Origin of the sequence: Nocardia coubleae NBRC 108252 (genome assembly GCF_001612805.1) — a bacterium.
GTDB classification, from domain to species: domain Bacteria; phylum Actinomycetota; class Actinomycetes; order Mycobacteriales; family Mycobacteriaceae; genus Nocardia; species Nocardia coubleae.
Map to the genome: position 1 here is coordinate 210,566 of NZ_BDBD01000004.1, position 20,413 is coordinate 230,978.

The window sequence follows — 20,413 nt, forward strand, 5'->3', positions numbered from 1 at the left end:
TAATCGGACAAAACTAGAACCGGTACCAATTCGCGGATCAGCGCGGCAACGGATCGATCAGAGGTCGAGCGCCGCCGCCATCGCCGCGCGGGGCGCGGGCTGCCCGGTGAACAGCTCGACCTGACCGTAGGCCTGGTTCAGCAGCATCCGCAGCCCGCTGACCACCGTGTGCCCGGCCACGCCGACTGCTGTCGCCAGCGGTGTCGGCCACGGGTTGTAGATCGCGTCGAGCACCACCGGCGCCGTCGCCACCGATCCCGCGACCGCGGCCGCCGCCTCCGCGGGCACCGTGCTCACCACCGCGGCGGCACGCGCACAAATCGTGGCCAGGGATTCGGCATCGAACGACGCGGTGGCAGCCGACATCCCGAGCCGCTCGGCCAGGTCGAGCGCACCACGCGCCCGGCCCGCGTCGCGAACGACGATCGTCACCGATCCAGCGCCGAGCTGCGACAGCGCGAGCAGAGCGGGCCGCGCGGTACCGCCCGCGCCGAGCACCACCGCCTCCTCGACCCGGTCGACACCGCCATCGCGCAGCGCGCCGAACACGCCGTCGACATCGGTGCAGTCGGCCAGCCAGCCGTCGTCGGTGCGGAGCAGGGTGTTGGCCGAGCCGACCAGTTCCGCCCGGTCGGTGCGCCGGTCCGCGTACGCGAGCGCCGCTTCCTTGCCCGGCATCGTCACCGACAGTCCCACCCACTCGGGGCCGAGTCCGTCGACCAGACCGGGCAGCTGCTCGGCGGAGCATTCGATGCGTTCGTAGGTCCAGGGCAGACCGAGCGCACGGTAGGCGGCCGTGTGCAGTTGCGGCGATCGTGAGTGCCCGATCGGCTGCCCGAGCACCGCCGCCTTGCGCGGCTCAGCCACCGGTCCGCGAGCTGTCGAGAATGCCGCTGCGCTGGGCCTGGGTGACCAGCCGCAGGTGCTCCTGGTAAGAGTCGGTGAACTTCGTCGTGCCCTGCTTGTCGACGGTCACGAAGTACAGCCACGGTCCCGGCTCGGGCTTCTCGACGGCCCGCAACGCCGCCACCGAGGGTGCGGCGATCGGCGTCTTGGGCAGGCCCTCCATCGCGTAGGTGTTCCAGGCGGTCACGGCGGCGCGGTCGGCGTCGGTCGTGGCGACCTCGGTGGTGTCGAGGGTGTAGTTCACCGTGGAGTCGAACTGCAGCATCTGGCCGACCTCGAGCCGGTTCACGATCACCCGTGCCACCTTGCCCATGTCCTCCGGCTTGGCCTCGCGTTCCACCAGCGACGCGGCGATCAACATCTCGTAGGGCGACAGCTTCGTGTCAGCCCCCGACTGCAGCAGTCCGGTGGCCTCGTAGGCCTGCACACTCGCGGTGATCAGTTGCTTCAGGATCTGCTGCGGTGTGCCGCTGGGATCGAAGTCCCAGGTGCCTGCCGCGATGAGTCCTTCGAGCTGCCTGGCCCGGTCGGGGCAGTCCTTGACCGCCTGCATCGCCCACTGCGGAACGCCGAGGGCGGCCAGGTCGAGGCTCGCACCCGCCGCGTCGAGCTGCTCGTAGGTCACGCACTTGCGTTCGGGGCCCACGCAACTGGCGTCGGCGATCTTGCGGTAGATGCCGTCGTAGCGGCCACCGGTGCTCACGTCGTGCTTGTCGTGCAGCAACCTGCCCTCGGACACGACCACATTGCCCACGCGGGACTTACCACCGACCAGCGCGGCGACGGCGTCGGCGGCGGGGCTGCGCTCACCGATCGCGTAGAAGCCGGGCTGCACGCTGTTCATCCCGGCGTTCTGCACGGCCGCCTCGTAGAAGGCCTCGGAACTGGCGACGATGCCACGCTCGTGCATCGCTTCGGCGATCTCGGTGGCGGTGTCGCCCGGATGCACCTGGACGACAACGGGTTTGCCTGCCGGGCCCGCGAAATCCTCGGCGGGAGCGAGGCTTCCCATCAGTTTGTAGCCCGCGAAGCCCGCCGCCGAGACGAACAGCAGCGCGAAGACGGCAGCCACCACCCACATGTTGCGGCGGCGGCGCTTGCGTTCGGCCGCCTTGCGGGAGGCGATCCGCGACCGTTTACCGCGTCCCGCACCGGATCTGGCGCGGCCGCGTCCGGCGGGTGTGGCGCGCGGTGGGCGCTGACCCACCCGGCGCGGCGGTTCGGGTTCCGGTTCGGGCTCCGGCTCGGGGAACTCGTCCTCGTAGCGCGGGATGACGTTCGTGTCGTCGTCGAAGTCGTCCCATTCGGGGACCTCGGGCTCCTCGCGCGACGCACGGGGGTCCAGACCCCAGTCGTCGCGGCGCGGGTAACGCCGGTCCGCCTCACGCGCCCGGTACCGCTCCTCTGCCCTGGCCCATCGGTCGGTCATGCATCATCTCCGACCGCTGTGTCTGCTGCGTCCTTCACCATCGAACTCCGCTCGTCCAACCATCCTTGCAGAATCGACACTGCTGCCGCCTGGTCGATCATCTGCCGCTGGCCACGTGCGCGAACTCCACTCTCGCGCAACGCACGTGCAGCAGACACCGTAGTCAAACGTTCGTCGGAAAGGCGCACCGGAATCGGGTCGATCACCCGGCGCAACTGCTTGGCAAACTTGCGGGCGATGCCCGCGGCGGTGCCGTTTTCGCCGCGCAGCGTCCGGGGCAGGCCGACGATCACCTCGACGGCTTCGTACTCCCGCACAATCTCGGCAATTCTTGCGATGTCGGCCGGCGGACCGCCCTGACGGCTGGATTTGGCGCGTGGGACGGTCTCCACCGGCGTGGCGAGGACCCCGTCGGGGTCACAGGACGCCACGCCGATGCGGACACTGCCGACATCGACCGCGATCCGGCGGCCGCGACCGGGGTCGGTCGCCGGATCGGGTCGATCGGCCGGGGCCTCGTCCGAGGCGGGGGTGCTCATCAGCCGGCGAGTTCGGCCACCCGGGCGCGGACCGAGGTCAAACCGTTCGGGATACCCGACGGGTCCGAGCCGGAGCCCTGCGCCATCTCCGGCTTGCCGCCGCCGCGTCCGGCGATGCTCGGCCCGAAGCTGGCGACGAGATCGCCCGCCTTGAAGCCGAGGTCCTGGGCGGCCTTGTTGACGGTCACCACGAACGGCGCCTTGCCGTCGACATTGCCGAGCAGCACGACGATCGCCGGATCGCTGCCGAGACGACCACGGATATCGGTGGCCAGGGTGCGCAGGTCACCGGCCGAGGCGCCCTCGGGCGCGGCGGCGGCGACCAGGCGCACGGAACCGACGCGCTCGGCCTGCTCGGCGAATGTGCCCGCCGAGGCGAGCACGGCGGCGATCTTGGTGCGCTCGAGTTCCTTCTCGGCCACCTTGAGCCGCTCCACGAGCTGCTCGACGCGACCGGGCACCTCTTCCGACGGCACCTTCAGCGACGACGCGACACCGGCGAGCAGGGCACGTTCCTTGGCCAGGTACTTGTAGGAGTCCAGACCCACGAACGCCTCCACGCGCCGCACACCCGAACCGACCGACGACTCACCGAGGACGGTGATCGGGCCGATCTGCGAGGAGTGCTCCACATGGGTGCCACCGCACAGCTCCATCGAGAACGGGCCGCCGATCTCGACGACACGCACCTCGTCGCCGTAGTTCTCGCCGAACAGCGCCATCGCGCCCATGGCCTTGGCCTTGGGCAGATCGGTGACGAAGGTGTTCACCGGGAAGTCGGCGCCGACCGCGTCGTTGGACACGGCCTCGATATCGGCCTTCTGCTGCTCGGACAGCGCACCCTGCCAGTTGAAGTCGAAGCGCAGGTAGCCGGGCTTGTTCAGCGAACCGGCCTGCACGGCGTTGGGGCCGAGCACCTGGCGCAGCGCGGCGTGCACCATGTGCGTGCCGGAGTGGCCCTGGGTGGCGCCACGACGCCAGGACGGATCCGCCTGGGCGAGAACCACATCGCCCTCGGTGATCTGGCCCTGCTCCACGGTGGCCTTGTGCACCCACAGCTTCTTGGCGATCTTCTGCACGTCGTTGACGCGCAGCTTCAGCCCCGACGCGGTGATCGCGCCGCGGTCGGCGATCTGACCACCCGACTCGGCGTACATCGGGCTGCGATCGAGGATCACCTCGACGTCCTCCCCGGCCTGGGCGGCGGGCACCCGCACACCACCGGAGATCAGGGCGAGCACGTTGGCCTCGGAGGTGAGTTCGTCGAAACCGGTGAACTCGGTGGCGCCGCGGTCGACCAGTTCCTTGTAGACGGTCAGGTCGGCGTGGGCGTGCTTGCGGGCCTGGGCGTCGTCCTTGGCGCGCTGACGCTGCTCGGCCATCAGCGAACGGAACCCCGCCTCGTCCACGGAAAGGCCCGCCTCGGCGGCCATTTCGAGGGTGAGGTCGATCGGGAAACCGTAGGTGTCGTGCAGGGCGAAGGCGTCCGAACCGGCGATCTGCTTGCCGCCCTTGGACTTCACCGCCGACGCGGCGTTCTCGAAGAGGGTCTCGCCGGTGTTCAGGGTTTTCAGGAAGGCCGTTTCCTCGCCGACCGCGACGGTCTCGATGCGGGAGAAGTCGGTGGCCAGTTCCGGGTAGGACGGCGACATCAGGTCGGAGACGACCTTCATCAGCTCGGCCATCACCGGCTTCTCGGCCCCCAGCAGGCGGGCGGAGCGCACGATGCGGCGCAGCAGGCGGCGCAGCACGTAGCCGCGGCCGTCGTTGCCGGGGTTCACGCCGTCGGCGATGAGCATGGCCGAGCTGCGCACGTGGTCGGCGATCACGCGGAAGCGCACGTCGTCGGCGTGCTCGACACCGTAGGAGCGGCCGGTGAGCTGCTCGGCCTTGTCGATGATGGGGCGCAGTAGGTCGGTCTCGTAGACGTTCTCCACGCCCTGGAGCAGCATGGCGACGCGCTCGACGCCCATGCCGGTGTCGATGTTCTTGCGCGGCAACGATCCGACCGGCGGGAAGCCCAGCTTCGGGCTGTCCTCACCGCGGATGTCCTGCATGAACACCAGGTTCCAGATCTCGAGGTAGCGGTCCTCGTCGGCGACCGGGCCGCCTTCCTTGCCGTAGGCGGGGCCGCGGTCGTAGTAGATCTCCGAGCAGGGACCGCCGGGACCTGGCACGCCCATGTCCCAGTAGTTGTCCTTGCCGTCGCGGAACTGGATGCGCTCCTTCGGAATTCCGGCGACGCGCTCCCAGATCTCGGCCGCTTCCGGGTCGGACTCGTAGGCGGTGACCCAGATGCGTTCGGGGTCGAAACCGAAACCGCCGTCCTCCTGGGACTTGGAGATCAGCTCCCAGGCCAGGGTGATGGCGCCTTCCTTGAAGTAGTCGCCGAAGGAGAAGTTGCCGGCCATCTGGAAGAAGGTGTTGTGCCGGGTGGTGACGCCGACCTCGTCGATGTCACCGGTGCGCACGCACTTCTGCACACTGGTAGCTCGCGCGTACGGCGCCGCTTCCTGACCCAGGAAATACGGCTTGAACTGGACCATGCCCGCATTGACGAACAGCAGGTTGGGGTCGGCCAGGATCAGCGAGGCACTGGGTACCTCGGTGTGTCCGGCACGGACGAAATGGTCCAGGAAACGCCGTCTAATCTCGTGGGTCTGCACAGCTGACCAGCCTACCGTCTGCGATCCACCGCTTTTCCGCCGGAGTCGGTGGTCTCGACGACAATCCGGACGTGACGTGCTCAGCTGCCCCGGATGATGCGGCGCAGCTTGCTCACGCGGGAACCGACCTCGCGTTCGAAGCCGTGATCGGTGGGTTCGTAGTAGTCGGTGCCGACGATCTCGTCGGGCGGGTACTGCTGGGCGACCACACCGCCGCGGTGGTTGTGCGGGAATTTGTAGCCCTTGGCATTGCCCAGAGCCTTGGCGCCCGCGTAGTGCCCGTCGCGTAGGTGCGGTGGCACCGCGCCCGCCTTGCCCGCGGTGATGTCGGACATGGCCGCGGCCAGCGCCGAGGTGACCGCACCGGATTTCGGCGCGGTGGCCAGGTGGATGGTCGCCTGCGCCAGCGCCAGTTTCGCTTCGGGCAGGCCGACGAGCTGCACGACCTGGGCGGCCGCGGTCGCGGTCTGCAACGCCATCGGATCGGCCATGCCGACGTCCTCGCTGGCGTGGATCATCAGGCGCCGGGCGATGAAGCGCGGGTCCTCGCCCGCGGTGAGCATGCGGGCCAGATAGTGCAGGGCCGCGTCCACATCGGAGCCGCGGATGGATTTGATGAAGGCGCTGATGACGTCGTAGTGCTGGTCCCCCGCGCGGTCGTAGCGCACGGCGGCCTTGTCGACGCTCGCCTCGACCAGTTCGAGGTCGACGGTGCCGTCGAGCGACGACTCCGCCGAGGCCTCGAGCGCGGTGAGTGCCCGGCGCGCATCCCCGCCTGCGACCCGCACAATGTGGTCGAGCGCCTCCTCGGTGACGGTGTACTCCCCCGCCAGCCCCCGCTCGTCGGCGATCGCGCGTTCGAGCACCGTCCGGATGTCGTCGGTGGTGAGCGACTGCAACTGCAGCACCAGCGAGCGCGACAGCAAGGGCGACACCACGGAGAACGACGGGTTCTCGGTGGTCGCGCCGACGAGCAGCACGATCCGGTTCTCCACCGCCGCGAGCAGCGCGTCCTGCTGGGTCTTGGAGAACCGGTGCACCTCGTCGATGAACAGCACGGTCTGTTCGCCAACGGCCAGCCGTTTGCGCGCGAGGTCGATGACCGCGCGCACCTCTTTGACACCCGCCGACAATGCCGACAACGCCTCGAACCGGCGCCCGGTGGCCTGCGACAACAACGAGGCGAGGGTGGTCTTGCCGGTGCCGGGCGGGCCGTAGAGCAGCACCGATGCGGCGCCGGACCCCTCGACCAGCCTGCGCAGCGGCGAACCGGGGCCGAGCAGATGCTGCTGACCGATCACTTCGTCCAGCGAGCGCGGCCGCATCCGGACCGCCAGCGGCGCCCCGGGATCGCGCCGCACCACCGCGTCGAGTCCACGCTCGGGCTCGGCGGGTTCGCCCGGCACGTCGAACAGCTGATCACTCACGTCGTGCAGGGTACCGAGACCCTCGGACACATCCGGTCGATCGCCCGGCACGGGCAGCGAATCTGAACAGGTGACCAAATTCTGCGTGTCCGACTTGCGCGCCGGGCCGCGCTGGGATGAGATCGCTGATCGTGGTCGAAAACACCGAGGTCGTGCCCGCGGGGCTGTTCGCCCGCCGCACCCTGTTCAAAGGCAGCACAGCGGCCGCGGCGGCGGTGCTGATCGGTTCGGCGCAGGCCCACGCGACCGGAGCGGTGTTCCGGCACGGCGTGGCCTCGGGCGATCCGCTGCCCGACGCGGTGATCCTGTGGACGCGCGTGAGCGTCGACGACGATTCGACACCCGGCTCGGGCCTCGGCGACGCGACCTCGGTGCGCTGGGAGATCGCCACCGACGAGACCTTCACACAGGTGGCCGCCTCCGGCACCGTGACAGCGACCGCCGACACCGACCACACCGTCAAGATCGACGCGAAAGGCCTGTCGGCGGGCACCGGCTACTGCTACCGCTTCCACGCGCTCGGGCAGACCTCCCCGATCGGGCGCACCAGCACCGCGCCCGCGGCCGACAGCTCCGTCGACCGGTTGCGCCTGGGCCTGGTGTCGTGCTCGAACTGGGAAGCGGGCTGGTTCGGCGCCTACCGGCACCTGGCCGCGCGCGGCGACCTCGACGCCATCGTCCACCTCGGCGACTACATCTACGAATACGGTCGCGGGGAGTACGTCGGCCGCGCCGGAGCGGTGCGCGCGCACGATCCGGCGCACGAGATCGTCACCCTCGCCGACTACCGGATCCGCCACGGCCAGTACAAGACCGATCCGGACCTGATGGCGTTGCACGCCGTGCTGCCCTTCATCTGCACCTGGGACGACCACGAGTCGGCCGACAATTCCTGGCGCGAGGGCTCCGAGGACCACGACCCCGCCACCCAGGGCGCCTGGGCCGACCGTCGGGCAGCCTCGGCCAGGGCCTACCTCGAGTGGATGCCGGTGCGCGCCACCCGGTCCGACGGGGCGGTACAGATCTACCGGCGGCTGCGGTTCGGCACCCTCGCCGAGCTGTCGATGCTCGACCTGCGCAGCTACCGCGACGAGGAGGCGGGGCCGGTCGCGGGCTGGCGGCACGCCGACGACCCGGCGCGCACCATCACCGGCCGGGCCCAGATGGATTGGCTCACAGCGGGATTGGTCTCGTCGCCGACCCAGTGGAAGCTGGTCGGCAATTCGGTGATGATCGCGCCGGTGGTGTTCCCGCCGCTGGAACCGGCGACCACCGAGGCCATCACCGCCGCCCTCGGCATCCCGCAGGGCGGCATCACCGTCAACGGCGACCAGTGGGACGGCTACACCGCCGACCGCCGCACCCTGTTCGAGACCATCGCGGGCGATCAGATCGGCGATGTCGTGTTCCTGACCGGTGACATCCACACCTCCTGGGCCGCCGACCTACCACTGAACGCCGCGAACTACCCGGGCGGACCGACGGTCGGCGCGGAGTTCGTCATCCCGTCGGTCACCTCGGCCAGCGTCACCGACATGACGAAAACTCCGCCGCGCACCACCTCGATCGCGGCCGAGGAAGCCATCAAGGCCGCCAACCACCACCTGCGATACGTGGAACTGGACTCACACGGTTTCGGCGTCCTCGACGTGACCCCCGAGGCAACCCAGATGGACTGGTTCTACGCCTTCGACGTCACCGACCCCGCCACCGGAATCCGCCACGGCACCTCGTTCGCGGTGCGCTCCGGCGGCCGCCTCGAACCACGAACCACACCGGTGCACTGATCGGGCGCGGCTTCTCGGGAATCGGCGCAGAATTCTCACCAGCGGCTGTCGATCACCACCGCGGTCGTTCGTCGGATGAGTACGGCCACCCGACGAACGGGCGACCACGATCCGAAGGAGCCCCCTCATGAGCCAGTACCTGGTCCTGATCTACGGCGACGAGGCGACCTATGCCGCCATGTCCCCCGCCGAACTCGACGACATGCTCACCGCGCATCGCACCTTCCAGCAGCTCACCGGCGCGGCCAACCTCGGCGGTCACGCGTTGCAGCCCACCGCGACCGCCACATCGATCCGCCACGACGCGTCGGGTGAGGTAGTGGTGACGGACGGCCCGTTCGCCGAGGCGAAGGAGGCGCTCGGCGGCTACTACCTGATCGAGGCGCCCGATCTCGACGCCGCGATCGCGATCGCCGCGCAGGTGCCTGCTCCCACGGGTGGGGTGGAAGTGCGCCCGATCAAGGTCTTCCCGCAGCCGTGACGACGGCGGCCGCGGCCGTCGAGCAGGCGCACCGTCGCGAATGGGCCTTCGTGCTCGCCGCGACGGTGCGGCTGGTCCGGGATTTCGATCTGGCCGAAGAATGCGTGCAGGACGCCTACGCGACCGCGCTGACCGCGTGGGCGGCCGATGGTGTCCCGGCCCGGCCGGGTGCCTGGCTGACGACCGTCGCCAGGCGGCGCGGCCTCGACCTGATGCGCCGCGACACCATCTTCCGCCGGTCGCTGCCCGAGTTGGTCGTCGACGAACCTGTGCCCGACACCGCCGACCTGGCCCTGGCCGAGTGCGACGATCCGGTGATCCCGGACGACCGGCTCCGGCTGATCAGCACCTGCTGCCATCCGGCGCTGTCCCCGCAGGCACAGGTCGCCCTGACCCTGCGGTTGGTCTGCGGAGTCACCACCGCCGAGGTGGCGCGAGCGTTCCTGGTGAGCGAGTCGACCATGGCGGCGCGCATCACCCGGGCGAAGAAGAAGATCGCCGTGGCGGGCATCCCGTATCGGGTTCCGTCGATCCGTGAGCTGCCGCAGCGGCTCGACGCGATCTGCGCGGTGATCCATCTGCTGTTCACCACCGGTCACACCGCGCCCGCCGGTGACGATCTCGTCCGCGCGGATCTGGTCGATCGCGCTCTCCAGCTCGCCAGGATGATGCACGCGCTGGTACCCGATGATCCGTCGGTGACCGGCCTGCTGGCACTGATCGTGCTCACCGACGCACGGCGAGCCGCCCGCGTGGACGCGGCAGGCGAGCTGTGCACGCTCGAACACCAGGACCGCACCCGCTGGGATCACGCGGCGATCACCGAGGGCATCGGCCTGGTGAAACAGGCTCTGCCACACACCGATCGGTACACCCTGCAGGCGGCGATCGCCGCCGTCCACGACGAGGCGCCCAGCTGGGCCGACACCGATTGGCCCGAGATCATCGGCCTGTACCGGTTGTTGCTGCGGATCTGGCCGTCACCGGTCGCCCAGCTCAATCACGCCGTGGCGGTCGGTTTGGCGGGTGATCCGGCACGGGCGCTGGAATTGCTGCGTCCGCTCGGCGCGGAACCGGCTCTGGCCACATACGGCTATCTGCACGCCGCCCGGGCGGCCTTCCTCGCCGAGCTCGGTCGGGTCGAGGAGGCGGTCGCCGCCTACGAGGACGCGCTGCTGTTCACCGACAACGCGGTGGAACGAGCGCATCTTCGAGGCAAGCTGACCACCCTGTCCGGGTGACGGACCGGCCGGTCAGGGCGACGAGCGCCGTCCCGGTTGCGGCGGACTCGGTCGCGCTCAGGCGTTCTCGGCGGCGAGCTCGCGCTTCCATTCGCGGAAGCCCTCCTCGGTGCGGCCGCGGCGCCAGTAGCCCGAGACGGACAGCCATTTCGGTGCGACGTCGCGTTCCTTGCGCAGGTAGGGGCGGAGGTTGCGCATGACGGCTTCCGCTTCTCCGTGCACGAATGCCTGGACCTGGCCGGGGAGCCAGTCGGCCGCACGCACCGCGGCGACCAGCGGCGCGTTCGCGCCGGCGAGGTCGTCGGGCACCGCGTCCGAGGACACGCCGCGATGTACCCAGTGCACCTGGACGTCGGCGGCCGAGGCCAGCGAGATCTCGTCCTCGGCGCCGCCGACCTCGACGAACACCTGGGCGGGTGCGCCCGCGGGCAATGCCTCGACGGCGGCGGCGATGGCGGGCAGCGCCGATTCGTCGCCGACCAGGAGGTACCAGTCGGCGGCGGGGTCGGGGGCGAAGGCACCGCCGGGGCCGAACAGGCGGAATTCTTCGCCCGGTTCGACCGCGGCCGCCCAGGGGCCCGCGATGCCCTCGTCGCCGTGGACGACGAAGTCGATGCTGATCTCGCGACGTGACGCGTCGTAGGCGCGCACGGTGTAGGTGCGCAGTACGGGCTGACTGGCGGCATCCATCGTCTCGCGCACCGTGTCCAGATCGAACGGCTCGGGGTAGTCGACGCCGGGCACGGGGAAGATCAATTTCACGTAGGCGTCGGTGAAGGCGTTCGGGGTGAACGCACCGTCGGCGACAGTGCCGACGACGCGCACCAGGTGCGGTGTCAGCCACTGCTTGCCGACGACGGTGACGGTGATCGACTGCGGCACGTCTGCTCCCAACTCTCGGATCCCCGCCGACGCTACTCCGCGTCGGGGACCATGTGGGGAGCTACGTTCTCACTCCGACCAGCGTTCCTCGAGCATCGCCGACACCTGTTCGGCGAAGTCGCCGACCGCGTCGTCGCCGGTGACCCGCGCGTCCTCGGCCAGCGCCGACCAGCGGTTGATCAGCGCTTCCGATCGCGGCACGGACAGACCGTGCTCGCGGGCCGTGGCGATGCGGGTGTGGTCGGCGGGCAGGAACCAGTAGGTCGACAGCCACACCCAGATCAGGCGGGCCTCGAGGATTCGTTCGGCGAGCACCCTGTCGTCGGCCAGCGAGGGCCACACGCCGACCACGGCCGAACGCCACGCCTCGACCATCTCCCTGGCCCGGCCGCGCGACAATTCGAAGTCACACAGGCACCCGGGGAACGACACCAGCGCGTACGCGATGTCGAGGGTCGCGTCGCGGAAACCGCCCCACTCGTAGTCGAGGAAGCGGGCGCCCTCGTCGTTCATGATGACGTTGTCCGGGCACAGATCCGAGGGGCTGAACGCACGGTAGCGGCCCGCGGTGAACAACCGGTTGCCGTGCACGATGCGTTCGGCGATCTCACCGGGCACCTCGATGCCGAGCTCCGCCTCGAGCAGACCCGGCACCTCGGCGATCGCGGCCTGCGCCTGCTGGGCGATGCCGTCCACGCGGTGTGCCGAGTCGACCCGGCGCATCAGCGCGATGAAGTCCGGTTCGCGGCCGACGGTCGCGGCGTGCATGCGACCGAGGGCCTGCGCGAACGCCATCAGCGCGTTGCGGGTGCCCGGTTCGGCGCGCGCGGCGAGCACCGAGGTGAGCAGCGCGTTGTCGCCGAGGTCGGACAGCACGAGGATGCGGTCGGGCACGCTGTGCGCGATGAGGTAGGCGCCGGGGCGATGTTCGCGGCTCAGGGCGGTGGTGAACTGGTAGGACACCGCCTCGCGCAGGAATGCCGCGTCGATGCTGGCGACGCCCGGTGCCATGCCACCGGTGACGCGGTCCTGCGCGGAGCCACGCACCTGCTTCACGATCAGCGTGCGCGGGAGCGAGAAAGCGTTCTCCGCGACACGCACCCGCAGGACAGTGGTCCTGCCACTACCACTGAGCTCCACTGGATCACTCAGCTTCACCGCAGCACCCATTCGCTTTGTGAGCAACTGTTGTGCTGCGGACACGACGTCGGCGGCGCGTTCGGCCAATAGTGCGGTCATCGCCTCTCAAGCTACTCGTACCTGGTCACTTCTAGCGAGCGGTTACGCAACCTTTCCGCGTCGCCCGGCGTGTTGGCACCACGGTTGCGCGAGTGTGCCTGTTCGCTTGACACATCTGTCGCTCGTCGGGTTTTCTCGACGTCAACTGCAGTGCGCCACACCGCAAACCGGTTGAGTCGAAAGGTCTACCACAGTGACCGACACACCGTCCGCCGCATCGAGCGATTCACCGGGTGGGTCGCCTGCGCCCGGCGGTAGCGGGCAATTCGCCCACGGCACCGGACGCCACGAAGGACCCGGTCACCCGGCCGCCCCGAGCTCCGGAACGGGCAGGCACGGAATGGCCGGTGGCGCAGGCTATCCGCAGTTCGAAGGACCGGGTGCCGCCCAGTACGGCAGCGAACCGGTCGAACCCCCGCCGTCGGTTGCCGGATCGGGAATGGGCGCGCCGCACTACGGTCAGCCGGGCACCGGCCCGGGTTATGCGGTGCCACAGGAGAAACCGGAAACCTCGGGTTTCGCCACGGCCCCCGCCGGTGGCGTGTCGCCGGGGCAGTCCGGGCAGCCGTCGGGTTACCTCCATTCGGGAGCACAGGCGCTCGATATCGGGCAGTCCCTGAGCTACGGCGTGGAACGCTTCCGCACCAATCCCGGACCGTGGCTCGGCATCATCGGCGTGGGTGTGCTCATCTACCTCGGCGCGCTCGCGATCGTCCAGATCGTGAACCCCACCTCGCCGTTGAGCGTGCTGTTCCTGTTCCTGGTCGTGCTGGTTGCGCTGTGGTTGCTGCAGGCGGCGATGGTGCGTGGCGCGCTGTACGAAACAGACGGATACCCACCGGCTTTCGGGTCGTTCTTCCGTTTCGTGAACGCGGGCAACGTGTTGCTCACCGCACTGCTGGCGTTCAGCGCGACCCTGCTCGCGTCCGCGCTGTGCCTGGCGCCGGGGGTGATCGTCGGGTTCCTGTGCATGTTCTCGCTGCACTTCGTGATCGACCAGGACTACGGACCGGTCGAGGCGATCAAGGCGAGCGGCATGCTGGTGCTGGCCAACCTGTGGGCCTCGGTGTTGCTGTTCCTCACCATCATGCTCGTCACCTTCGTCGGTGTACTCGCCTGCGGGATCGGCCTGTTCGTCGCGGGGCCGGTGTGTGCCATCGCGGTCACCTACGCCTACCGGATGCTCACCGCCGGGCCGGTCGCCCGCGTCTAGTGCTCGAGCGGGGTGCGCATGCCGATCGCCCGTTTGAAGCGGCCGATCGGGCCTGATTCGTCGCCCGCGCGCGGTCGCAGTTCCAGCACGAGTACACCGGCAACCACGATGCCGATCAGGTTCACCGCGAGCTGACCCGCCGACTCGAACGCCCGGTGCCACTGACCGAGCGTCGCGGCCACTACCGCATAGCCTGCCGCGGGCACGGTGGTCACCGAGATGAACACCCCGATCAGCGCCGCCGATTTCGCGGTGACCAGCGACAGCATGCCTGCCGCCCCGGCCAGCAGGGCGACGACCAGGGAGAACGGCCCGACCTGGTAGATGAAGTCGACATTGTGCGCGTCCATCACGCCCTCGACGGTGATCCAGCCCATCCGCTCCCACAGCATGGTGGCGAACAACGTGATCGTCATCGCGACGGGGAACGCCACGGCCAGCGCGATCATCGACCGCCGGGCCAGCCGCCAATTGCGGCGGACGAGCGCGACCGACAGCGCGGCCAGCGGCCCGAACTCCGGGCCGACCACCATCGCGCCGACGATGGTGACGGGCGAATTCGTCGCCACCCCGATCGAGGCGAGCAGGCACGCGATCGTCAAGAACGCGAGGAAGGTGGAGTTGAGCGAGGACTCCTCGTGGGTCTCCACGAGCAGCTGCTCCCAGACCACGGCGTCGCTCGGGTCGCCGGGCGCCGCGTGGACCGCGCGGTCGGCGGCGTCGGACAGCACCGCTTCCACCGGCCCCAGCGTGATGCCACCGGTGTGGACCAGTCCGAGCGACTTCACGTCGTCGAGGATCTTGTTGGCCGCCTCGCGGGCGATGTCGGCCTGGACGAGGTCGCCGCCGGGGTCGACCGCGATGCCGGGCGCCACCGTCAGATGGGTGACGCCCGCATCGGCTTCGAGGAGACGGACCAGCTCAGCGGTCTGCTCGGGTGGACTGATTATGCGCAGATGCAGCACCGATAGCCTCCTGGTCACCGGTCCCCCACGGGACCATCCCAGAAGCTACCGGTGCCGCTTTCCGGTCGCTACTTCTGCGCCGCAACAGCTTTCGGCGCGTCGCCGCCCTTGACCTCGGGCTTGGCGTCGATGCCCGCTTCCTTGCGCTGCTGGGCGGTGATCGGCGCGGGCGCGTCGGTGAGCGGGTCGACGCCGCCACCGGTCTTCGGGAACGCGATCACCTCGCGGATCGAGTCCTCCCCGGCGAGCAGGGCGGTGATGCGGTCCCAGCCGAAGGCGATGCCACCCATGGGCGGGGCGCCGTAGGAGAAGGCGTCGAGCAGGAAGCCGAACTTCTCCTGGGCCTCCTCGTTGTCGATGCCCATCACCGCGAACACCCGTTCCTGCACGTCACGGCGGTGGATACGGATGGAACCGCCACCGATCTCGTTGCCATTGCATACGATGTCGTAGGCGTAGGCCAGCGCCGAACCCGGGTCGGTGTCGAAGGTGTCCATCGACTCCGGCTTGGGCGAGGTGAAGGCGTGGTGCACTGCGGTCCAGGACGAATGGCCCAGGGCCACGTCGCCGCTCGCGGTGGCCTCGGCCGCCGGTTCGAACATCGGTGCGTCGACGATCCAGACGAAAGCCCAGGCGTTCGGGTCGATGAGGTCGCACTTGCGGGCGATCTCGCCACGCGCGGCACCGAGCAGGGCACGACTGGACTTGGTCGCGCCCGCCGCGAAGAACACGCAGTCACCCGGCTCGGCCCCGACCTGCTTGGCCAGCCCCTCGCGCTCGGCGTCCGACAGGTTCTTGGCGACCGGGCCGCCGAGGGTGCCGTCCTCGTTGATCAGGATGTACGCGAGACCCTTGGCTCCGCGCTGCTTGGCCCACTCCTGCCAGGCATCGAGCTGACGGCGCGGCTGGCTCGCGCCACCGGGCATCACGACCGCACCGACGTACTCGGACTGGAACACCCGGAACGGGGTGTCCTTGAAGTAGTCGGTGAGCTCGGTGATCTCCACACCGAAGCGCAGGTCGGGCTTGTCGGAACCGAAGCGGCGCATCGCCTCTGCGTAGGTCATGTGCGGGATCGGGGTGACGATGTCGTGGCCGACCAGCTTCCACAGCGCGGTGAGGATGTCCTCGGCCAGCAGGATCACGTCCTCCTGGCGCACGAAGCTCATCTCGATGTCGAGCTGGGTGAACTCCGGCTGACGGTCGGCGCGGAAGTCCTCGTCGCGGTAACAGCGCGCGATCTGGTAGTAGCGCTCGATACCGCCGACCATCAGCAGCTGCTTGAACAGCTGCGGGCTCTGCGGCAGCGCGTAGAAGCTGCCCGGCTGCAGGCGGGCGGGGACCAGGAAGTCGCGGGCGCCTTCCGGGGTGGACCGGGTGAGCGTCGGAGTCTCGACCTCGATGAACTCGTGGGCGCCGAGCACCTCGCGGGCGGCGGCGTTGACCTTGGACCGTAGGCGGATGGCGTGGCCGGGGCCCTCGCGGCGCAGGTCGAGGTAGCGGTACTTGAGGCGGGCCTCGTCGCCGGGGGTCTCGTCGAGCTGGAACGGCAGCGGCGCGCTCTCGTTGAGCACGACCAGTTCGCGGACGTCGACCTCGATCTGGCCGGTCGGCAGTTCGGGGTTCTCGTTGCCGTCGGGACGCTGCTCCACCACACCGGTGATCTGCACGCAGTACTCCGCGCGCAGCTTGTGGGCCTGCTCGGCCGCCTCGCCTTCGCGGAACACCGCCTGCGCGACTCCCGAGGCGTCACGCAGATCGATGAAGATCACGCCACCGTGGTCACGCCGCCGGGCCACCCAGCCGGTGAGGGTGACGGTCTGACCGGCGTGCTCGCTTCGCAGCGAACCAGCCAAGTGGGTGCGCAGCACGGTATTCCTTTCGACGATTTTTCGCACCGTGGAGAACACCCGGCGCACGACCATCGTAGTGAGACACGATGGGCGAGGGAAAACCGATATCTTCCGCGCCGTGTCAAGCTTGTCGCGCGCCCTGCGCGACGGCTGCGCGCGCGGTGGCCAATGGTGCTGCAGGGCAGTGGACAACCGAGCGAAGGCGAGTACCGCGATGACCTTCAACGAGGGTATGCAGATCGATCCGGGCCGGGCATCCTCGGGCGGCGGACCGGGGATGGGCGGCAAGCTGGCCGTCGGTGGTGGCGCGGGTGGGCTGATCCTGCTGGTGGTCGGCCTGCTGTTCGGCGTCGACCTGACCGGTACCGGAACCGGCACGGGCGTGTCCGGGGGCCAGTACCAGGGTGGGGACGCGACCGCCGGAACACCGGAACACTGCAAAACCGGCGCCGATGCGAACAAGTACGTCGACTGCCGGGTGGTGCTCACCGCGCAGAGCCTGGACGCGGTGTGGGGTGCGGAACTGCCCGAGCAGACCGGTCAGCGGTACGTGCGGCCCGAACTCGTCCTGTTCACGGGGGCGGTGAACACCGGGTGCGGTAACGCGACCAGCGATGTCGGCCCGTTCTACTGCCCCGCCGATCGCACTGCCTACTTCGACACCAGCTTCTTCCAGGAACTCGTCGACCGGTTCGGCGCGAGTGCCGGGCCGCTGGCGCAGGAGTACGTGGTCGCCCACGAGGTCGGCCATCACATCCAGAACCAGCTCGGCGATATCGGCCGCGCGCAGCAGGATCCGCGCGGACCCGAATCCGGTGCGGTGCGCACCGAACTGCAGGCCGACTGCTATGCGGGCATGTGGGCGCATTTCGCCGACAAGCAGAACGCACCGGGCAGCACGCAGCCGTTCCTGAAGCCGTTGTCGGACAATGACATCCGCGACGCACTGTCGGCCGCCAACGCCGTCGGCGACGACCGCATCCAGCGTGCGGCGGGCCGTGGCGTGAATCCGGAATCGTGGACGCACGGGTCATCGGATCAGCGGCAGAAGTGGTTCCTCGCCGGCTACCGCAGCGGTTCGGTGCAGTCCTGCGATACCTATTCCGCCACCGACCTGAACAATCCCCCCGGGTTACGCTGACCCTCGAACCCGATCCGACACAGCGTTTTTCATCGAGGGGAAACCATGCGCCTGCCCATCATCGGTCTGCTCGTCTGCGCGCTCGCACTGCCCGGTGCGGGCGCGCTCGCCCATGCCGAACCGGCGCCGCTACCCCTGATCAGCGTCACCACCATCCCCGCCGGGTGGTCGACACGCACCGATCTGCGACCGGTGCTGCAGGTGTTCGACGACGGCACGGCCGTCTACCGGCCCGACGCGGTGAGCAAGGACCGCAAGGCCGAGACCGCGCCGAAGGAGGAGCGGGGAAAGGTTGCCGCCGACGTGATCTCGGCCGCGCGCGAGGAGATCGAGGCGCTGCAGGAGGTCGACTTCGGTATCCCCGCCGGTGAGGGCAAGGGCACCCAGATCGTCGACCTGCTCACCGAGGATCCGGCCGAGGACGCCCACCTGGTGGTCTACTCCCCCGACGCGGCCGACGGCCTCAACCCTGAGCAGCAGGCCGCGCGCAAGCGTTTCACCGACCTCACCAAGAAGCTGGTCGACGCCTTCGAGAAGTGAGTCCGGGTTCGCCCGCGGCACCGGGCCGCGGGCGAACCTCGATCAGAACCGGTCTTCGTCGGCGGTGCGTTCGTCCTCGTGGACGGCGCCGATGACCTCGGGCGTGGCTTCGCCGAGGAGACCGGTGAGGTCTTCGTTGCCGGTGCGGCTCTGGTAGGGCTGCACCGTGCGGCCGTGTTCCTCGTCGTTGGCGCGCTGGCCCGCGCCTGCCGCACCCGGGCTGCCGCCCATGAATCCGGAACCCGCGCTCGCGGGCGTGGTGCTCGCACCACCCATGCCGGTGCCGAGGCCCGTCGCCATCACGCGACCGGCGGCGGGCATCGCGGAGCCGGGCAGTGCCGTCGACTTCGGCGAGCCGGCGCTCGGAGTGCCGCTCGAGCTGCCGCCACCGCCTCCGCCACCGCCGCCACCGCGCGCGGTACCGAGGGCGCCGAGCGCGGCACTCGAGCCACCGCCGCCGCCCGTGCCACCGGTGCCCGCCGGGCTGGTGCCCGCCGGGGACGTGGTGGTTCCACCGGTGCCGCCGGTGCTGGCCGCACTGGTCTCGGTGGCGCTGCTCAGCGCGTCTTCGGCCTGGGTGAGCAGCGGTTCGCCGATGTTCTCCGACGCCGCCGAGAGCACCTCTTCCGGCGAGGGCAGTCCGCTCTGGCTCGCGAGCTGACCGACCACACCGCTGAGTTCGCCGGTGTACCCGGCCAATTGGCCGCGGGTGGCGTTGACGACCGTGACCGCCTCGCCCAGGTGCGTGGTCGCCAGGCCGATGAGCGTGGCCTGGGTGGGCGGCAGCATGATGGTCGGGGCGAGCGCCGTCGCCTGCGCGGCGAAGGTGGTGGCGATGGAGGTGAGCTGGGCGTTGCCCGTCTGCACGACCGCCGCCGCCTGCTGGGTGAGCGCGGAGATGTCGATGCCGCGCTGACTGGTCTCCTGCCCCTGGGCCTGCGCCTGCTGGCTGGCGGTGGTCGCTGCGTCGGCGGCCTGACCCTCCCACAGTTGCTGCACGGTCTTCACGCCGCCCTGGGCCAGGGTCATGGCCTGTTCGATGACGGCCGAGGAGTTGCTCAGGATGGAGGTGGGGTCGAGCGAGCCGAACACGCCGGTGCCGAAGCTGCTGAGCAGGTCGAGGAACGGCTGGAACAGCGTCTCGATGCCGGGCAGCGCGGGCAGCGACAGGCCGTTCATCAGGGCCGCGACCGGGTCTTCGGTGAGGGTGGTCGCGGCGGCCGAGTTGCCACCGGCCCCGGTGTTCGAGGCACCGCCCGCACCACCCGCGCCGCCCGTCGCCCCGGTGACGGCGCTCTTGGCCTGGTTCATCAGGGTCTCGGCGGTGCCGAACGGATCGATCGTGGCCTGGCTCAGCGCGCCCTGCACGTCGGTGAGCGCCGAGGACGCGTCGTCCGAGATACCGGTCAGGATGTCCTGGGCGTCTGTGCCCGCGCCGAGCCCGGAGAGGCCGGGCAGCCCGGTGGGCATGCCGACCTGCTGGGTTTCCTCGGTGATCTTCTGGGCGAGGGTGAAGACCGGTTCCTCGACGTCCTCCGGCAGCTGCACCAGCGGCACGTCGAGAATGGCCTGACCCGCCAGCTCCTGCGGCACGGCGCCGAGGGCGGACTGTGTCTCGGTCTCGGCGGTGGCCAGCGACGCTTCCGGGCTGATCACGCCGGTGTCCGCGCTCAGCGGCTTCATGCCGCGCCCCCGATCCCGGCGGCCTGGCGCGCGATCTGCGCCGCGTTGTCGATGTCGGTGGCGTCGAAGGTCACCGACGAGCGGAACGCCGCGTCCGACAGCGACCCGAACTTGGCGGACAGCTCATTGATGTCCTTGGCCTGCAACACCTGCGCGGCCGCGAACATCGCCAGGTAGTCGGCGCCGATGAGCCCGAACACGGGTGTCATCGCGGAGACATTGGCGACCAGGTCGAAATTGCCCGCCGCCGCGATCTGCCCCGCCACCCCGGCATTGGTCGTCGCGAACGCGTTGACACCTTCGGTTTGCACCGAGAGATCGGTCATGCGAATCCCCCACTCGTCGTGAAAAGTCGGTCTGGAGACCACGATCGGGTAGCCGCGCAACTCCCGACGCGACCGCCCGATTGCGCAGTGCGCCA

At 69.6% G+C, this 20,413-nt stretch carries 17 protein-coding genes; 6 read left to right on the forward strand and 11 right to left on the reverse strand.

Going from position 1 to position 20,413, the window contains the following annotated elements:
* Positions 1 to 57: 57 nt before the first annotated feature.
* The 5 genes from NCO8_RS02805 to NCO8_RS02825 form a co-directional block, all read right to left on the reverse strand.
* Complete coding sequence (locus NCO8_RS02805; RefSeq protein WP_067636100.1) at positions 58 to 867, reverse strand: shikimate dehydrogenase; 810 nt, start codon at positions 865 to 867, stop codon at positions 58 to 60.
* Positions 860 to 2,335, reverse strand: a complete 1,476-nt coding sequence (mltG, locus tag NCO8_RS02810; RefSeq protein ID WP_067636102.1) for an endolytic transglycosylase MltG — start codon at positions 2,333 to 2,335, stop codon at positions 860 to 862. Before mltG ends, NCO8_RS02805 begins: the two co-directional genes overlap by 8 nt.
* The gene (ruvX, locus tag NCO8_RS02815) at positions 2,332 to 2,874 is read right to left on the reverse strand and encodes a Holliday junction resolvase RuvX (protein WP_067493570.1); all 543 of its coding nucleotides are present in this window, start codon (positions 2,872 to 2,874) and stop codon (positions 2,332 to 2,334) included. The genes mltG and ruvX overlap by 4 nt, the downstream gene beginning before the upstream one ends.
* Positions 2,874 to 5,540, reverse strand: a complete 2,667-nt coding sequence (gene alaS, locus NCO8_RS02820) for an alanine--tRNA ligase (RefSeq protein WP_067636104.1) — start codon at positions 5,538 to 5,540, stop codon at positions 2,874 to 2,876. Before alaS ends, ruvX begins: the two co-directional genes overlap by 1 nt.
* Positions 5,541 to 5,620: 80 nt before the next feature.
* Positions 5,621 to 6,967: a replication-associated recombination protein A gene (locus NCO8_RS02825; RefSeq protein WP_157104752.1), complete on the reverse strand. Its 1,347-nt coding sequence runs from the start codon at positions 6,965 to 6,967 to the stop codon at positions 5,621 to 5,623.
* Positions 6,968 to 7,083: 116 nt separating this feature from the next.
* On the opposite strand from NCO8_RS02825, the gene NCO8_RS02830 reads away from it, so the two are divergent.
* The 3 genes from NCO8_RS02830 (at position 7,084) to NCO8_RS02840 (ending at position 10,476) form a co-directional block, all read left to right on the forward strand.
* Positions 7,084 to 8,754 carry an alkaline phosphatase D family protein gene (locus NCO8_RS02830; protein WP_084456425.1) on the forward strand — a complete coding sequence of 557 codons (1,671 nt, stop codon included), beginning with the start codon at positions 7,084 to 7,086 and terminating at the stop codon, positions 8,752 to 8,754.
* Positions 8,755 to 8,881: 127 nt separating this feature from the next.
* Positions 8,882 to 9,235 carry a YciI family protein gene (locus NCO8_RS02835; RefSeq protein WP_067493566.1) on the forward strand — a complete coding sequence of 118 codons (354 nt, stop codon included), beginning with the start codon at positions 8,882 to 8,884 and terminating at the stop codon, positions 9,233 to 9,235.
* Entirely contained in the window at positions 9,232 to 10,476 is a 1,245-nt protein-coding gene (locus NCO8_RS02840) for an RNA polymerase sigma factor (RefSeq protein ID WP_067636106.1), read from the forward strand. Before NCO8_RS02835 ends, NCO8_RS02840 begins: the two co-directional genes overlap by 4 nt.
* Positions 10,477 to 10,533: 57 nt before the next feature.
* On the opposite strand, the gene NCO8_RS02845 is transcribed toward NCO8_RS02840, so the two are convergent.
* Both NCO8_RS02845 and NCO8_RS02850 read right to left on the reverse strand, forming a co-directional pair.
* A complete protein-coding gene (locus tag NCO8_RS02845) occupies positions 10,534 to 11,358 on the reverse strand; it encodes a siderophore-interacting protein (protein WP_067636112.1) in 825 nt (274 codons plus the stop codon).
* A 69-nt stretch (positions 11,359 to 11,427) separates the two neighbouring features.
* Positions 11,428 to 12,597, reverse strand: a complete 1,170-nt coding sequence (locus NCO8_RS02850; protein ID WP_067636114.1) for a phosphotransferase family protein — start codon at positions 12,595 to 12,597, stop codon at positions 11,428 to 11,430.
* A 193-nt stretch (positions 12,598 to 12,790) separates the two neighbouring features.
* Here NCO8_RS02850 and NCO8_RS02855 point away from each other — a divergent pair, with 193 nt between their 5' ends.
* Positions 12,791 to 13,810, forward strand: a complete 1,020-nt coding sequence (locus tag NCO8_RS02855) for a DUF2189 domain-containing protein (protein WP_067636116.1) — start codon at positions 12,791 to 12,793, stop codon at positions 13,808 to 13,810.
* Here the strand turns inward: NCO8_RS02855 and NCO8_RS02860 are convergent.
* Complete coding sequence (locus NCO8_RS02860) at positions 13,807 to 14,775, reverse strand: DUF389 domain-containing protein (protein ID WP_067636118.1); 969 nt, start codon at positions 14,773 to 14,775, stop codon at positions 13,807 to 13,809. The genes NCO8_RS02855 and NCO8_RS02860 overlap by 4 nt on opposite strands.
* A 68-nt stretch (positions 14,776 to 14,843) precedes the next feature.
* The gene (gene aspS, locus NCO8_RS02865; protein ID WP_067636613.1) at positions 14,844 to 16,646 is read right to left on the reverse strand and encodes an aspartate--tRNA ligase; all 1,803 of its coding nucleotides are present in this window, start codon (positions 16,644 to 16,646) and stop codon (positions 14,844 to 14,846) included.
* Positions 16,647 to 16,842: 196 nt separating this feature from the next.
* Here aspS and ypfJ point away from each other — a divergent pair, with 196 nt between their 5' ends.
* Together ypfJ and NCO8_RS02875 are read left to right on the forward strand one after the other, a co-directional pair.
* Positions 16,843 to 17,769 (forward strand): KPN_02809 family neutral zinc metallopeptidase, encoded by a 927-nt coding sequence (gene ypfJ, locus NCO8_RS02870; protein WP_067636120.1) that lies wholly within the window; start codon positions 16,843 to 16,845, stop codon positions 17,767 to 17,769.
* A 45-nt stretch (positions 17,770 to 17,814) separates the two neighbouring features.
* Complete coding sequence (locus NCO8_RS02875) at positions 17,815 to 18,309, forward strand: hypothetical protein (protein WP_067636122.1); 495 nt, start codon at positions 17,815 to 17,817, stop codon at positions 18,307 to 18,309.
* Positions 18,310 to 18,351: 42 nt separating this feature from the next.
* Here NCO8_RS02875 and NCO8_RS02880 read toward each other — a convergent pair whose 3' ends face one another.
* Both NCO8_RS02880 and NCO8_RS02885 read right to left on the reverse strand, forming a co-directional pair.
* Positions 18,352 to 19,992 carry a hypothetical protein gene (locus tag NCO8_RS02880; protein WP_067636123.1) on the reverse strand — a complete coding sequence of 547 codons (1,641 nt, stop codon included), beginning with the start codon at positions 19,990 to 19,992 and terminating at the stop codon, positions 18,352 to 18,354.
* Positions 19,989 to 20,318, reverse strand: coding sequence for a type VII secretion target (locus NCO8_RS02885; RefSeq protein WP_067493548.1), 330 nt, complete (start codon positions 20,316 to 20,318; stop codon positions 19,989 to 19,991). The genes NCO8_RS02880 and NCO8_RS02885 overlap by 4 nt, the downstream gene beginning before the upstream one ends.
* Between the last annotated feature and the right edge of the window lie 95 nt (positions 20,319 to 20,413).